Origin of the sequence: Massilia sp. CFBP 13721 (assembly GCF_014842025.1) — a bacterium.
Classification (GTDB): Bacteria; Pseudomonadota; Gammaproteobacteria; order Burkholderiales; family Burkholderiaceae_D; genus Telluria.
The window spans coordinates 90,442-105,942 of the sequence record NZ_JACYUY010000011.1 but is presented as its reverse complement, the minus strand read 5'-3'; the positions used below and the strand labels follow the sequence as shown (position 1 = coordinate 105,942).

Below are 15,501 nucleotides of genomic sequence, written 5' to 3'. Positions count from 1 at the left end.
TATCTCGGCAGTTATCTGAACCACAACGCATGGCACCGGAGCCGGTTGACGCGGGCAGCGCGGCCGTATCCCCCGAGTTTGATCGAGATCAAAGTCGCAAGGTTAGCGGTCCGTAAACTACACCTTCCTTCAGGCCGAAGAGAAGAAAAACATCCGCCCGGCCTGTCCAAAAACCATCGCGTCCAGCCTGCCGTGTTCCCCTGCGGAGCATGTGCTCGTGTTGACGACGCCAAGAGGAGACAGCATGCTGACAGCGACCTACACCCTCGTTGCGCTTTCCGTGGAACAAACCAGTATGCGGGTCAGCCTGCATTCTGTGCAGCAACTCGTCCAGAAAAGCTATGCCCAGAAAAAGGCGCTGACCGAGGGCCAGGCCGCTTATGTGTGCGACACCTTGCGCCGCCTGTACGAAGGCTGCCAGGGCCGCAAGCTCGACCGTTTCCTGCTGCCGGCGCTGTGCCGCGCCGGGGCCGGCGCCGAGCCGCTGCTGTGCGAACTCGACCTGCTCAGCCGCAGCGCCGCCGAGGCGCTCGGCACCGCCTGCCGCCTGGCCGCCGGCAGCATCGACGACGACGAGGGCGTCGATGCCTTCTGCATGGCTGTCGGGCGCTTCTGCGCCGCGCTCGAGTTGCGTTTCGACCGCGAGGAACGCGAGCTGTTTCCGATCGCGCGTTCGGCCATTGCCGGCGATGCCTGGTTCGCGGTGGCCAACCAGATGCTGGCGCACGATGCCTACCGCGAAGAGCACCGTGGCCGCGTGCCGCCGCCGGCGGGCCGCGCCAGTCGGGCTGAACACGCTCATCGGCAAGGTATCGCGGCGTATTATGTGCACTAGCGTATTTACCATTGAATAATGACGCGCCTGTGCCGGGCACGCCAGAAAAATCGGCCATGGTTCTTTGCTATGATGGGGGTTTTGCAAGTGCGATTCTCTTATGTTCGAATTCCTATTCAAGCGCCAGGGCGGCAAGACGGACAATGGACGCGGCACGAAAACGCCGCTCCCGGCGGAATCGGCCGCGGCCGCGGCGCCGTCCGCTGATGCGGGCCCATCGAACAAGCGTGGCGCCGCCGCCCAGGCTGGCGCCGCGCCGGCCCGTGCGCCGTCCGCCGTGCGCGAAGGGCAGGCCGAGCAGTTGAAGAACCTGGGCGGCGATGAAGCGCGCGCCGTCGACTTCATCCTCCAGTGCGAATTTTCCGAGTTGCGCCTCGCTGCCGCCGAGCTGGTCCACAGCCGCGCCGCGCTCGAACGCGTGCACGGCGCGATCCGCAATACCGACCGCCGCGTTGCCAAGCTGATGCAGGCGCGCCTGGACGCCATCCGCCACCACGACGCCGAACTGGCGCGTGGCCAGGCCACGCTGGCCCAGGCGCGCGCGCTGCTCGTTGAAGAGCAGCTGACGCCGAACCAGGTCGCCGACCTCGACCGCAAATGGGCCATTATCGCCGCCCCCGAATTGCAGGAAGAATATGCGCCGGTGCGGGCAGGGTTGGGCGAACGCCTCGAAGCACAGGTGCAATTGCAGCGCGCCATGATCGACCGTTTGAGCGCCTTGCGCCGGCTCGAGACCGAAGGCTTGAACGCGGCCGAAATGGCGGCGCGCCTGGATGCGATGCAGGCCGAGCAGGGCGCCGCCCTGGCGGCGCCGGAACGGACATCGCTGCCGCGCTCGCTGGTGGCGGAATTTGCTTCCGAACATGCGCGTGTTTCCAGCGCACTGGCCACGATTGCACAATCGCAGGCGGCGCTGGCCGCGCGCGAAGCGGCGTTGACGGAGTGGCAGGCGCAGCCGGTCGCCGAACTGAATGCCGACACCTTGCGCCGCGCCTGGCAAAAGCTGCCGCCGCTGCCGGAAGGCGCGACTGGTACCGCATTGCATGCGCGCTTCGAGGCGCTGCTGGCGAGCCTGCCGCAGCCGGTGCGCAAGGCGCCGGCTGCCCCCCAGGCCGCGCGTGGCGCCGGCCAGCCTGAAGGCGAGCGCCGCGCGGCCGGGACCGACACGCCAGGCGTCGAAGCCCGGGCCGCCAAGCCAGCCAAAGGCGCCGACCAGGCCTTCATCGACAACATGGACGCCCTGGAAGCGGCCCTGCAACAGGGTTCGCTCGCGCACGCGGCCGAACTCGCCAAGGTGCTCAAGGAAACCAAGAGCAAGGGCATGCGCCTGACCGCCCCCCAGGCCGACCGCCTGGCCCACCTGCGCGCGGAACTGAAACGCCTGTCGGACTGGGCCCGCTGGGGCGGCAACGTCTCGCGCGAAGAATTGATCAAGACCGTGGAAGCGCTGCCGACCCAGAACCTGGCGATGGCGGAACTGGCAAAGAAGGTCGGCAGCATGCGCGAGCGCTGGAAGGCGCTCGACAGCCTGTCCGGCGCGGCGCCGAAAAGCCTGTGGGAACGCTTCGACCACGCCTGCACGGTGGCCTATGCGCCGGCGGCGGCACACTTCCGCCACCTGGCCGACGAGCGCCACGCCAACGCGGCAAAGGGCGAGGCGATCGTGCAGGAAGCCACTGCCGAGATCGCGCGCCTGGAATCGGGCGAAGCCGACTGGAAGCACGTGGCCGGCACGGTGCAGCGCCTGCGCCTGGCCTGGAGCCACCTGGGCGCCATCGACCGCAAGGACAAGAAGCGTCTCGACACCCTGTTCGGCGCCGCCCTGACCACGCTGCAGGGACCATTGGAAGAGCAGCGCAAGGCCGAGGTGGAAGGGCGCGAGGAATTGATCGACGAAGTGCTGGCCATCGATCCGCACGACCGCCACGCGGTCGACCACCTGCGCGACATCCAGGCGCGCTGGCAGGAACATGCGCGTGCGCTGCCGCTCGAACGCAAGGCCGAGCAGGCGCTGTGGCAGCGTTTCCGCGGCGCCTGCGACGACCTGTTCGCGCGGCGCAAGGAAACCGCGCACGCGGCCGACATCGAGCGCCGCGCCCACGAGGCGGCCAAGGAAGCGATCAGCGCGCGCCTGGAAGCGGCCGCGCCCGAGGCCACCGCCGCCAGCGCCCCCAAACTGCTGCGCGACGCCGCCCACGAGTGGCAGGCGATCGGCCCGGTGCCGCGCGCCCATGAGGCACGCGTCGAGAAACGCTATCACGAGGCGGTGGCCAGGGTGCAGCACCACGCCGACCTGTCGCGCCGCGCCGCCGGGCTGGCGCAAGCAGGCGCGCTGCGCGACAAGGTGCGCGCCTGCCAGGAACTCGAGGATTCCCTGGCCCAGCCGGAACAGGCTGTCTCGGCCGCCGACTGGCGCGCGCGCTGGGCAGCGCTGCTGCCGGCCGGCGCCGAATACGATCCGACCCTCGACGCCCGCTTCGAAGCAGCGCTGACCGCCCTCGACACCGACCGCAAGGGCTACGCGCGCCTGCTCGAAGCGAACCGCCCGACCCTGCTGGCCGAACTGCTGCGCCAGGAAGTGGCGGCCGGCATCGACAGCGGCGCCGAGTTCGCGCGCGATCGCCTCAAGCTGCAAGTCGAGGCGCTGCAATCGACCCTCAAGGCGGGCAACAAGCCGGCCGGACGGCATACCGCGCTGCACGCCCTGTGCGCGCTGCCGGCCCTGGTCGACGAACGCACCGCGCACCGGATCGAGCAATTGCTGATGCGTGCGGCGCGGGAGGGTAAATGACGGCGGTTCGGGTACAGGCCGCGGACTTCGACCTCGGCCATGAACTGGCGCAGCTGCGCGCGGGCGATGCCCGCGTCGGCGCCGTGGTCAGCTTCGTCGGCACCGTGCGCGACATGAACGATGGCGCCTCGGTCTCGGAGATGGAGCTGGAACACTACCCGGGCATGACCGAACGCGCGCTGGAAGACATCGTGGCCCAGGCCAGCGCGCGCTGGCCGCTCTACAACGCGCTGGTGATCCACCGCGTCGGCCCGCTGGCGCCGCTGGAACAGATCGTCCTGGTGGCGGTCAGCGCGGCGCACCGCGGCGAAGCGTTTGCCGCCTGCGAATTCATCATCGACTACCTGAAGACCGACGCCCCGTTCTGGAAGAAAGAGCAAACGCCCGAGGGTGCGCGTTGGGTCGACGCCCGCATCAGCGACGACAGCGCCAAGGCCAAATGGGCGTGAGCTGGCTCGCGGTCGGGGCAGGGGCGGCAATCGGCGCCTGGCTGCGCTGGGGGCTGGGCACCTGGCTGGGCAGCCTGCATGCGCACGTGCAGGCCGGCACGCTGGCGGCGAATCTCGTCGGCGGTTACCTGATCGGCATCGCCCTCGGCTTTTTCACCGTTAATCCGCACATTGCGCCCGAATGGCGCCTGTTCATCGTCACCGGTTTCCTTGGCGGCCTGACGACCTTTTCCAGCTTTTCCGGCGAGTCGGTCGCGCTGCTGCAGCGCGGCGACTACGGCTGGGCGCTGGCGCATACATTGCTGCACCTGATCGGTTCGATCCTGCTGTGCATGGCGGGTTTTGCGACATGGCGAGCATTGCGTGGTTCGTAGGGTGGGCTCTGCCCACGGCAGTACGGGCCTCGCGCAGCCGCAACGCTATTTCGATCCCTTGAAGCCGCATCCGCGTGGGCGAAGCCCACCCTACCAAACCCGCGCAGTTGCGGTTTTGCCGTTGTAGGGTGGACTCCGTCCACGCGGTACAGCGCACGTGCAACCGCAACGCCATTTCGTCTCTGGAAGTCGCATCCGCGTGGACGGAGCCATTCCGTGGCCGGCCCACCGTGCAAAACCCGAAGTACCGCCAACCGCTACTCCTGCAGTTTCGCAACCACCCCGTCACTTCTGGTGATAGACTTGCCGCCGGACAACTACCCGGAGCCCGCCATGACCACCGTTCAACGACCGACCGCCGCCTTCGTCGGCGCTTCCTGGGCCGCGCTGTGTATCGGCGCCGCGGCTTTCCTGTGGGGCTTGTGGAATGCCCAGATGCAGCTCAACGAAAAGGGCTATTACCTGAGCCTGCTGCTCTACGGCCTGTTCGCCGCCATCTCGCTGCAGAAGTCGGTGCGCGACCGCAGCGAAGGCATTCCGGTCACCGGCCTGTATTTCTCGCTATGCTGGTTCTCGCTGTTCGCCGTGATTGCGCTGCTGACGATCGGCCTGTGGAACGCCACGCTGCAGCCGAGCGAAAAAGGCTTCTATGCGATGTCCTTCGTGCTGAGCCTGTTTGCCGTGGTGGCGGTGCAGAAGAACGTGCGCGACCTGGGCTCGGGCGGCGCTGTCCAGCCGTTCCCGGGCGCCGATCAGGCCTGAGCAAGAAGAACACGCGACGGATCGTCAGGACTCTTCCGGTAGCGCCTTGCCCGGCTTCCATGCCAGTGTGTAGGCGCGCGCTTTTTCGACCGCGGCCGGATCGTTGCCGGCGCTCAGGCGCTGCACGCCGGCCTGCGCCTCGGCCTGGCCGTATTTGGCCGCCAACATGTAATACATTAGGGGGAAACTGGCCTGCCTCGCACCGCGGGTCTCTTTCTCGTACAGTTCCGCCAGGCTGAGCATGGCAGTCGCATGTCCCAGGCGCGCCGCATCGCGGTACAGCTCCATCGCTTTGACCGCGTTCTTCGGCACGCCGTTCCCCTCTTCATACATGACCGCAAGGTTGTTCATCGCACGCGGGAAGCCGGACTGCACCGCCATGTCGTAGTAGCGCGCTGCTTCCGGCAGGTCGACAGCAATGCCGTCGCCGGTATGCAGCATCACGGCAAGTGCTTCGGCCGCTTGGCGCTGGCCCGCCGCGGCGCCGCGGCGGAAGTAGGCGGCGGCCTTTGCCTTGTCGTTCAAGCCGGCTGCCGGGTTCGCGTACACATGGCCCAGGTAGTAGCTGGCGTCGGGAACGTCCAGCTTTTCCATTTTTTCAAGCAGGGCCAGGCCCTTGGCAAGATCGGCTTTCACACCCAAACCTTCCGCAACCATGTAGCCACGCAGTGCCGCTGCACGCCGATGCCTGGAGTCGTCGGCATACTTAACCAGGGAGAATGCGGTTTCGGGCTGGGGTTCGACGCCCACGCCGGCAAGCAGCACCCTGGCATATTCGACGATGGCGAACTCGTTCTGCGTAAAGCTGGCGCGTGCCAGCAGCCGTAGCCCGGCCTCGCGCAGCGCAGGGTCGGTCTCCTGCCGCAGCAGCATCAGGCCGAACTGTGCCTGGCCTTCGATACTGCCGCGAAAATAGGATTGCGCGGCCCAGAACTTCGCCAGCGTGTCGTTCTTTGCCGTCGCCTTGCCGTCGAAGTAGAATTGGCTGAGGAAGAACTGCGCCTGGCTGTTTCCCAATTCGGCGCCATCCTTCGTGAAACGGAAAGATTGGTCGAAATCCCGTGGCTGGCCGTTGGTGCCGTTCCAATACACGTAGCCGAGGTTGGTGGCGGCGGCGGCGTTGCCGCTGGCTGCCGCCCGGCGATACCAGCCGATGCCGCGGATATCGTCGCGCGGCACCATCATGCCATCGATATACAACACCCCCAGGTCGTTCATGGCGCCGCTGTGGCCCTTGGCTGCCGCCGACTCGAGCAGCGCAATGCCCTTGTCGGTTTCTAGGCGCACGTTGTCACCTCGAATGTAGCGCTTGCCGAGCATGAATTCCGCCTCGGCGATTTCTTTCGCAGCCGCCGCCTTCTCATGCGCCAGGGCGCCGTTCGAGCTGTTCCTGGCCAGCGAGGCCCATGCTGCAATCATGTCGGCATCGTTTCTGGCATCGCCATATTGGTCGGCATCGGCCAGCACTTCGAAGGCGCTGCCGAGCAGGCCATAGCGCGCGAGCCAGTTCAGGTGCGTGTCTGCCTTGCGCGGTGTATTCGCTGCCAGATATGCCTGGCTGAGGACGAAATGCGCTTCCATGGTGGCGTATTCGCGCGCCGCCAGTGGCAATGCGGCGATTCGCGCGAACAGGGCGTCCTCGCCCAGCGTGCCGCGCAGCGCCGCAAACAGGGGTTGCGGCCACGCGTCGGCGCGCAGGGCGCCATCGGCAAGGCGGATCTCGCCGGGTTCGGACTGGCCCAGGCGCCGCGCCAGCGCCAGCGCCAGCACGGCTTCGTCGGCGCCCAGGGTCCCGGCCCGGTGCCGCGCCTTCAGGAAGCGCGCCAGGTGCTCCACCGCGCGCGCGGGCGAGCGCGCATGGAAGTCGGCCCAGGCCTGCATCAGCGTCATCGGATCGTCATCCGGCAACGTCAGTCTGGCCAGCGCGGTGCTGGCGCCGCGCAGGTCGTGTTCGATGAAATGCACCCGCGCGTCGCAGACATCCTTGGTCAGCGGATCGGCGCGTGCCTTGACCACCTTGTAATAGGCGGCGATCGGCGCGCCGATCAGGGGGTTCCAGTCGCGTACGGAAAGGCCGTCGACCAGCGATTCGCACAGGCTGCGGTAGTTCAGTTTGGCGTACGTGCTTTCGTCGAACTTCACTTCAGGTACCTTGCCGGTGCGGATCGCTTCGGCCTGCAGTTCGTCGTCGGCGGACATCTTTTCCATGATGTCGAGCAGGCGTAACGATGCTTCCTTTGCCGTTCGGGGCGGGGCGCTGAGCGGCTTGAACTGCAAGGTCGTTTCGGCCAGCGCGTCGAGCTGCTGCGCCTGTTTCGCCAGCTCCGGCAAGTCGGCCGGCGCCACTTCCGGGGTGGTGATCGTGTAGTCGACGAAGTAACTCAGGTGGGCGCCGCGCCAGGTCAGCTGGCTATGGGCCTTGAAGAATTTGTTCTCCACCGAGAGCGCGCTGTCGTCCTTGACCAGCCGCGCTTCGGCGGGCAGCGATACGTCCAGGCTGTAGCTCGCGCGGTAGTGCCCCGCCGCCAGCCAGAGCGGATGCCTGCGCACCCGCTTGTCCGGGATGCCCAGGGATCCTTCGAGGATGTGGGAGCGCTGCGCCAGCTTGACGCGGCCGTTCTCTTCCTTGAGCACCTTGGGCAAGGTAAAGCGCGCATCGACGACAAAGGCGGTGCCGTCCTCGGCGTCGCGCAGCAAGGGGGCGGCATCGAGTTGCACGCCTGGATAAATGCGCTCGTATTGTTCGAGCATGGCCGTCTTGATGTCGACCGTCCCCATGGCGCGGTAAGCGCGGCGCATGCCCGCGGCATAGCGGCCGCGGTAGGTGGTAGTGGCCTGCAGCTGGCCGTCGCCATGCAGGGTGGCGATGACGAGGTTCTCCTTGCGTTCGACCTGCGGCGCGACAAGCGATTCCTTCGGCAAATTGACCAACCCGGTGGTGCCGGCGCTGATGACCAGTACGGCAGCCTCGGGAACCGGTACGGGCAAGGTCGAAATCGGCCCCGCCTCGTTTTGCAGGGTCGGATCGACGAAATATGGCTTGCCATCCAATACGACGCGCACGATCGCATGGTTGAAACTGGTCGGCGCCGGCAACATCCTGGCCGGCAGTGCCGGCGACGTGGCATGCAACAATACCGGCTGGGCCTCGATGCCCATCGCCCGCAGGAGCGACACCAGCAGCAGGGTCTTGTCCTTGCAGTCGCCGAAGCGGCGTTTCAGCACCGTCTCCGGCGGCGCCGGGCGATGCGAATTCTCTCCCATCGACACGCTGAAATAGCGGATCTCGTCCTGTACCCAGTGCAGGGCTTGCGAGGCACGCTGTTCCGGCGTTTTGCCGTCGAACCTGCGTGCCAGCGCCTGTACCTGCGCCTGTTTCGCCATGTCCGGGAACAAGGGCAACGCCCATTGCACCACTTGCGCCCAGTCGCGGTACTCGCTCAGGTCGATCAGGGACAGCGGTATCACGTTCGGTGGCAGCGACGTTTCCAGCTGGTCGGCAGCCAGGGCGGTCTCGCGCAATACCATGGTGGTGACGCCATTCCGGGTCTCGGTGACGGGCGCGGCCAGGGCCGGGCGCGGCATGCCGGACACGCGCCACTGCACGGGTTTGTCCGACGGATGGCGCAGCACCATCTTGCGCAGTTCGACCGGCACGTCGCGCGTCCACCAGAGATGCTCGCTCCAGGCGCCGCCAAACACCGGATTGGTGCCCTCGACCGAGTACACGGTCCACAAGGTATCGCCCGGCTTGACGTCGTCGAGCAGTACCGTGGCCGTCGCCGTTCCCAGGTAATAACCGTTTTGCGCCTCGGATTCGCTGTCGAGCACGCGCACATTGGCTGACTGGGTGCGGTCCATCACCTGGCCGCCCCGGACAATCGCGATCTTGTGCAACACCGGCGTTTGATAGGCAGGCACGAAGGGAACGGAAAACTGACCCAGCTCCGAAAGCCGGGCCGACGAGTTGACCTGCAGCGCGCGGTTGACCAGGTAGGCAGGGCGCGGGCCGATCCAGTACTGCGTTTCGGCCAGGCGCACCACCACCGGCTCCTCGGACGCGGTGGCGGGCAAGGCTTCCAGCGGCGCTGCCCATTTCGGCAATTCGGTTTTGCGCGAGAAAGCGCCGGCACCGGTTGCGGAGATCGCCGCTTTCGCTTTCGCCGGCGCCGGTGAAGGGCCTGCAGCAATGGCAGCGGGGACGCACAGGATGGCAAGGAACAGAATCAGGCAACGCGGGAGCGAGAGTCGCATGGCGGAGATTTATATGGACGATTTGATAATTATAGCGGAGCGGTGATTTCCGTAAATAAATAGTTTTGTAGTAGAAAGATAGGCGGGCTGCGAGACAGTGTCCGATCGATGGTTATCCACCCTTAAACGTGTCTACCATCAAAATGTCTTGCCGCTCAGGCATTGCGCATCTTGAAAAGCATCGGCAAATCCCTATGTTGTCCTCAACGGATAAACACGAGGGAGCAAGAACATGCGGCAAGACAAATTGACGACCAAACTCCAGGAAGCGCTGGCCGATGCCCAGAGCCTGGCGGTCGGCAACGACAACCAGTACATCGAACCGGTCCACCTGCTCGTCGCCCTGCTCGACCAGGACGACGGCGGTGCGCGCTCGCTGCTGCAGCGCGCCGGGGTGAATGTCGGCGCGCTGACGAATGGGTTGAAGAGCGGCCTCGAGCGCCTGCCGAAGGTGTCCGGCACCGGCGGCGAAACGCAGGTGGGGCGCGAGCTGGTTTCGCTGCTGAACCTGGCGGACCGCGAATCGCAAAAGCGCGGCGACCAGTTCCTGTCGAGCGAGATGGTGCTGCTGGCGCTGACCGACGACAAATCCGATGCCGGCCGCCTGGCCCGCGAACACGGCCTGGCGCGCAAATCGCTGGAGTCGGCGATCGCCGCCGTGCGCGGCGGCGAGAACGTCAACTCGCAGGACGCCGAAGGCCAGCGCGAGGCGCTCAAGAAATACACGCTCGACCTGACCGAACGCGCCCGCCTCGGCAAGCTCGACCCGGTGATCGGCCGCGACGACGAGATCCGCCGCGCGATCCAGGTGCTGCAGCGCCGTACCAAGAACAACCCGGTGCTGATCGGTGAACCGGGCGTGGGCAAGACGGCGATCGTCGAAGGCCTGGCGCAGCGCATCGTCAACGGCGAAGTGCCCGATTCCCTGAAGGGCAAGCGCGTGCTCTCGCTCGACATGGCGGCCCTGCTGGCCGGCGCCAAGTACCGCGGCGAATTCGAGGAGCGCCTGAAATCCGTGCTGAAGGAACTGGCGCAGGACGAGGGCCAGACCATCGTCTTCATCGACGAGATCCACACCATGGTCGGTGCCGGCAAGGCCGAAGGCGCGATGGATGCCGGCAACATGCTGAAACCGGCTCTCGCGCGCGGCGAGCTGCACTGCGTTGGCGCGACCACGCTCGACGAGTACCGCAAGTACGTGGAAAAGGATGCCGCCCTCGAGCGCCGCTTCCAGAAGATCATCGTCGACGAGCCGAGCGTCGAGGCGACGATTGCCATCTTGCGCGGGCTGCAGGAAAAGTACGAGCTGCACCACAAGGTCGAGATCACCGACCCCGCCATCATCGCCGCGGCCGAGCTGTCGCACCGCTACATCAGCGACCGCTTCCTGCCCGATAAAGCCATCGACCTGATCGACGAGGCGGCTTCGAAGATCAAGATCGAGATCGACTCCAAGCCGGAAGTCATGGACAAACTCGAACGCCGCCTGATCCAGCTGAAGATCGAGCGCGAAGCCGTGCGCAAGGAAACCGACGAAGCCTCGCTGCGCCGGCTGGAGCTGATCGGCGAAGAGATCGCCCGCCTCGAGCGCGAGTACAACGACTTCGAAGAGATCCTGAAGTCGGAAAAGGCGGCGGTGCAGGGCACCACCCACATCAAGGAAGAGATCGAGCGCCTGCGCCACCAGATGGAAGAGGCCAAGCGTCAGTCGAACTGGCAGCAGGTCTCCGAGCTGCAGTACGGGCGCCTGCCGGAACTCGAAGCGCAGCTCAAGCATGCGGAAGAGGCGGCCGGCCAGGACGACGGCGAGGCCGCGAAACCGAAGCTGCTGCGCACGCAGGTGGGCGCCGAGGAGATCGCCGAAGTGGTGTCGCGCGCGACAGGCATTCCCGTCTCGCGCATGATGCAGGGCGAGCGCGACAAGCTGCTCCATATCGAAGAAAAGCTGCACGAACGCGTGGTGGGCCAGGACGAGGCGATCGAAGCGGTGTCGGATGCGATCCGCCGTTCGCGCGCCGGCCTGTCCGACCCGAACCGTCCGTACGGTTCCTTCATGTTCCTGGGGCCGACGGGCGTCGGCAAGACCGAGCTGTGCAAGGCCTTGGCCAGCTTCCTGTTCGATACCGAGGAATCGATGATCCGCATCGACATGAGCGAATTCATGGAGAAGCACTCGGTCGCGCGGCTGATCGGCGCGCCGCCGGGCTATGTCGGCTATGAAGAGGGCGGTTACCTGACCGAAGCCGTGCGCCGCAAGCCCTACAGCGTGATCCTGCTCGACGAGATCGAGAAGGCGCACCCGGACGTGTTCAACGTGCTGCTGCAAGTGCTGGACGACGGCCGCATGACCGACGGCCAGGGCCGCACCGTCGACTTCAAGAACACGGTGATCGTGATGACCTCGAACCTGGGTTCGCACAAGATCCAGTCGATGGATACCGACGAGCCGGCGGTGGTGAAACTGGCCGTGATGGCCGAGGTGCGCGGACACTTCCGTCCCGAGTTCATCAACCGCATCGACGACATCGTCGTATTCCACGCGCTCGACGAGAAGAACATCGGCGCCATCGCCCGCATCCAGCTGCGCAGCCTGGAAGAGCGCCTGGCGAAGATGGAGATGACGCTCGACCTCGACGAAGAGGCCCTGCAGAAGATCGCGGAAGCCGGCTTCGACCCGGTGTACGGCGCGCGTCCCTTGAAGCGCGCGATCCAGCAGCAGATCGAAAATCCGCTGTCGAAGGCGATCCTGTCGGGCCGCTTCGGGCCAAAGGACACAATCCCGGTGCGCGTGCGACACGGGCAGCTGGTGTTTGGCGAGCAGGCGCAGGTGGAACTGGCCAAGTAAGCCAGCTTTGTCGACACAGCAGGGGCGCAGCGATGCGCCCCTTTTTTTGCGTAGGGCGGGCATGCCCGCCTCCGGCCTGTGCACACCGCACCGTCTCCCGCCGCCATGCGGCATGCAACGGTACGAACACGCGGGCATGCCCGCCCTACGGTACGCCGCCTCTACAGGCTGCTCCAAAATGTGCTGCACCAGCAAACCCGCGCCGTTTTGACTACACTGGTTCCTTTCGTTTTCCATAACAAGAACCATGAACGCAACAAGCCTGCGCCAGGACGCGCGCGTGATCGGCCTGGTCGGCACCTCGCACGGGGTGTCGCACTTCTTCCACCTGATCCTGGCCGGTCTGTTTCCCTGGCTGAAAGAAGCCTTCAGCTTGTCCTACTCCGAGCTCGGCCTGCTGATGACGGTGTTCTTCGTCATTTCCGGCATCGGCCAGGCCTTGTCGGGCTTCGTGGTCGACCGCGTCGGCGCGCGCCGCGTGCTGTTCACCGGCCATGCCCTGTTGGGCGTGGGCGCGCTGGTGCTGGCGTCGGCGCCGAGCTACGCGATGCTGTTGCTGGGCTCGTTTATCGCCGGTTGCGGCAACGCCGTGTTCCATCCGGCCGGTTACACGTTGCTGAACCATGGCGTGAGCAAGGAGCGCCTGGCCTACGCGTTCTCGGTGCATGGCATCTCGGGCAATATTGGCTGGGCGACGGCGCCGATCTTCCTGGCCGGCGTCGCCACCCTCTCGAGCTGGCGCGTGGCGCTGCTGGCCGCCAGCGCGATTCCCGCCTTGATGCTGCTGGTGCTGTTCCTGAATCGCGCCGTGCTGCCGAACGCAGCCACGGTGCCCAAGGGCGGAGACGCCGGCGCCAGTGCGTTCGGCTTCCTGCGCCTGCCGGCGGTCTGGATGTGCTTCGGCTTCTTTTTCCTGACCTCGGTGGCGCTGGGCGGCATCCAGGCATTCTCGTCGGCCAGCCTGACTTCCCTGTACGGCATTTCGCTGGCCACGGCGGCCACGGCCTACACCACTTTCATGCTGTCCTCGGCGGCGGGCATGGTGGCCGGCGGCTTCCTGGCGGCGCGCGCGCACAACCACGACCGCACGATCGCGATCTGCTTCCTGTTCGCCGCGGCGCTGGCCTTGCTCTTGTCGGCGTCGGTCGTGCCGGGACCGCTGGTGGTGCTGGTGATGGGCGCGATCGGCCTGTCGACCGGGGTGGCCGGTCCGTCGCGCGACCTGCTGATCCGCGCCGCCGCGCCGCCGAACGCCACGGGACGCGTGTTCGGCGTCGTCTATTCCGGCCTGGACAGCGGCATGGCGGTCGGCCCGGTGCTGTTTGGCATGCTGATGGATGGCGGCCACCCGGCCGGGCTGTTCATCGGCGTCGCCTTGTTCCAGACGCTGGCGATCGCCACCGCAGTGGGCGCCGGGGGCAGGGGACGGGCACCGTTGCCGCATAAAGCGTAAGCATAAAAAATAAGACAGGGGGCCGCGACGTCGGCAAATGTCGGGAAAATGACAACACGAAAAGCGCGGCTGATGGCCGCGTTTTTTTTATTCCTGCTAAGCGGCAATATTTCGCAAGGCTCGGATGCGGCCTGCTGCAACAATCGGCATTGCCCTGTCGCGCGATAATTTCACCATGTGAAATGACGCTACCATTTCGTGAAACGGCGCAGCAGAACGTGCCTGAAAGCTGCTTCCATGCTGAGAAATTCCTTTTCATATCATGGAATTTTCTTCTTAAGTGCCTGATTATAAATAATAAAAAATTAATCAGATGTCTTATATAAGAGTGATTGTGCGCTGCGCAAGCTGCGCTATGATTTATCCAACAGATTCACTTCGCAACTTGGCGTAACCGAGCTATAACTTCATCAGGAGAATCACCATGGCAACTCGTGAACAGCAGATCGCAGCATTGCAAAACGACTGGGACACCAACCCACGCTGGAAAGGTGTCGTGCGCAATTACACCGCCGAAGACGTGGTCCGCCTGCGCGGTTCGCTCCCGATCGAGCACACGCTCGCCAAGCGCGGCGCCGAGAAGCTGTGGGACCTGGTCAACAACGAACCCTTCGTCAACGCCCTCGGCGCCATGACCGGCAACCAGGCGATGCAACAGGTCAAGGCTGGCCTGAAAGCCATCTACCTGTCGGGCTGGCAAGTGGCGGGCGACGCCAACGTGGCCGGCGAAATGTATCCGGACCAATCGCTGTATCCGGCCAATTCGGTGCCGCTGGTCGTGCGCCGCATCAACAACACCTTCCAGCGCGCCGACCAGATCCAGTGGTCCGAAGGCAAGGGCGACATCGATTATTTCGCGCCGATCGTGGCCGATGCCGAAGCCGGTTTCGGCGGCGTGCTGAACGCCTTCGAGCTGATGAAAGCGATGATTGAGGCGGGCGCGGCCGGCGTGCACTTCGAAGACCAGCTGGCCTCGGTCAAGAAATGCGGCCACATGGGCGGCAAGGTGCTGGTGCCATCGCGCGAAGCGGTGGAAAAACTGACCGCGGCGCGCCTGGCGGCCGACGTGATGGGCACCCCGACCCTGGTCATCGCCCGGACCGATGCCGAAGCGGCTGACCTGCTGACCTCGGACGTCGATCCCAACGACCAGCCGTTCTGCACCGGCGAGCGCACCGTGGAGGGTTTTTATAAAGTGCGCAACGGCCTGGACCAGGCAATTTCCCGTGCGCTGGCGTATGCGCCGTTCGCCGACCTGGTCTGGTGCGAGACCGGTAAGCCTGACCTCGAATTTGCGCGCAAGTTCGCCGAAGCCGTGCACGCCAAGTTCCCGGGCAAGATGCTGGCCTATAACTGCTCGCCTTCGTTCAACTGGAAAAAGAACCTGGACGACGCGACCATCGCCAAGTTCCAGAAGGAGTTGGGCGCAATGGGCTACAAGTTCCAGTTCATCACCCTGGCCGGTTTCCACGCGCTGAACTATGGCATGTTCAATCTTGCCCACGGCTATGCACGGCGCCAGATGTCGGCCTTTGTCGAGCTGCAGGAAGCCGAATTCGCCGCCGCCGAGAAGGGCTTTACGGCAGTGAAACACCAGCGTGAAGTCGGTACCGGCTACTTCGACGCCGTGACCCAGGCCATCCAGCAGGGCCAGAGCTCGACCACGGCGCTGCACGGCTCGACCGAGGATGAACAATTCTTCGACGAGAAAAAGGTCGCATAAACCTGATCCAGTTGC

9 protein-coding genes are annotated in these 15,501 nt (G+C 65.3%); 8 read left to right on the top strand and 1 reads right to left on the bottom strand.

What is annotated here, in order from left to right; all coding sequences use genetic code 11:
* The first annotated feature begins 244 nt into the window (after positions 1-244).
* From IFT60_RS12720 to yiaA, 5 genes are all read left to right on the top strand, one after another.
* Complete coding sequence (locus IFT60_RS12720; RefSeq protein ID WP_192052346.1) at positions 245-835, top strand: hypothetical protein; 591 nt, start codon at positions 245-247, stop codon at positions 833-835.
* 100 nt (positions 836-935) lie between these two features.
* On the top strand, positions 936-3,626 hold the full coding sequence (locus tag IFT60_RS12715) for a DUF349 domain-containing protein (protein WP_192052345.1): 2,691 nt from the start codon (positions 936-938) through the stop codon (positions 3,624-3,626).
* A complete protein-coding gene (gene moaE, locus IFT60_RS12710) occupies positions 3,623-4,075 on the top strand; it encodes a molybdopterin synthase catalytic subunit MoaE (RefSeq protein ID WP_192052344.1) in 453 nt (150 codons plus the stop codon). Before IFT60_RS12715 ends, moaE begins: the two co-directional genes overlap by 4 nt.
* Positions 4,066-4,449: a fluoride efflux transporter CrcB gene (gene crcB, locus IFT60_RS12705; protein WP_192052343.1), complete on the top strand. Its 384-nt coding sequence runs from the start codon at positions 4,066-4,068 to the stop codon at positions 4,447-4,449. Before moaE ends, crcB begins: the two co-directional genes overlap by 10 nt.
* Before the next feature lie 333 nt (positions 4,450-4,782).
* Positions 4,783-5,211, top strand: a complete 429-nt coding sequence (gene yiaA, locus IFT60_RS12700; protein ID WP_192052342.1) for an inner membrane protein YiaA — start codon at positions 4,783-4,785, stop codon at positions 5,209-5,211.
* Between the two features lie 24 nt (positions 5,212-5,235).
* On the opposite strand, the gene IFT60_RS12695 is transcribed toward yiaA, so the two are convergent.
* Entirely contained in the window at positions 5,236-9,465 is a 4,230-nt protein-coding gene (locus tag IFT60_RS12695) for a DUF3857 domain-containing protein (RefSeq protein WP_192052341.1), read from the bottom strand.
* A 232-nt stretch (positions 9,466-9,697) separates the two neighbouring features.
* On the opposite strand from IFT60_RS12695, the gene clpB reads away from it, so the two are divergent.
* From clpB to aceA, 3 genes are all read left to right on the top strand, one after another.
* Complete coding sequence (clpB, locus tag IFT60_RS12690; protein WP_192052340.1) at positions 9,698-12,310, top strand: ATP-dependent chaperone ClpB; 2,613 nt, start codon at positions 9,698-9,700, stop codon at positions 12,308-12,310.
* Positions 12,311-12,557: 247 nt separating this feature from the next.
* Entirely contained in the window at positions 12,558-13,763 is a 1,206-nt protein-coding gene (locus IFT60_RS12685) for an MFS transporter (protein WP_192052339.1), read from the top strand.
* A 424-nt stretch (positions 13,764-14,187) separates the two neighbouring features.
* The gene (aceA, locus tag IFT60_RS12680) at positions 14,188-15,486 is read left to right on the top strand and encodes an isocitrate lyase (protein ID WP_192052338.1); all 1,299 of its coding nucleotides are present in this window, start codon (positions 14,188-14,190) and stop codon (positions 15,484-15,486) included.
* Positions 15,487-15,501: the final 15 nt, after the last annotated feature.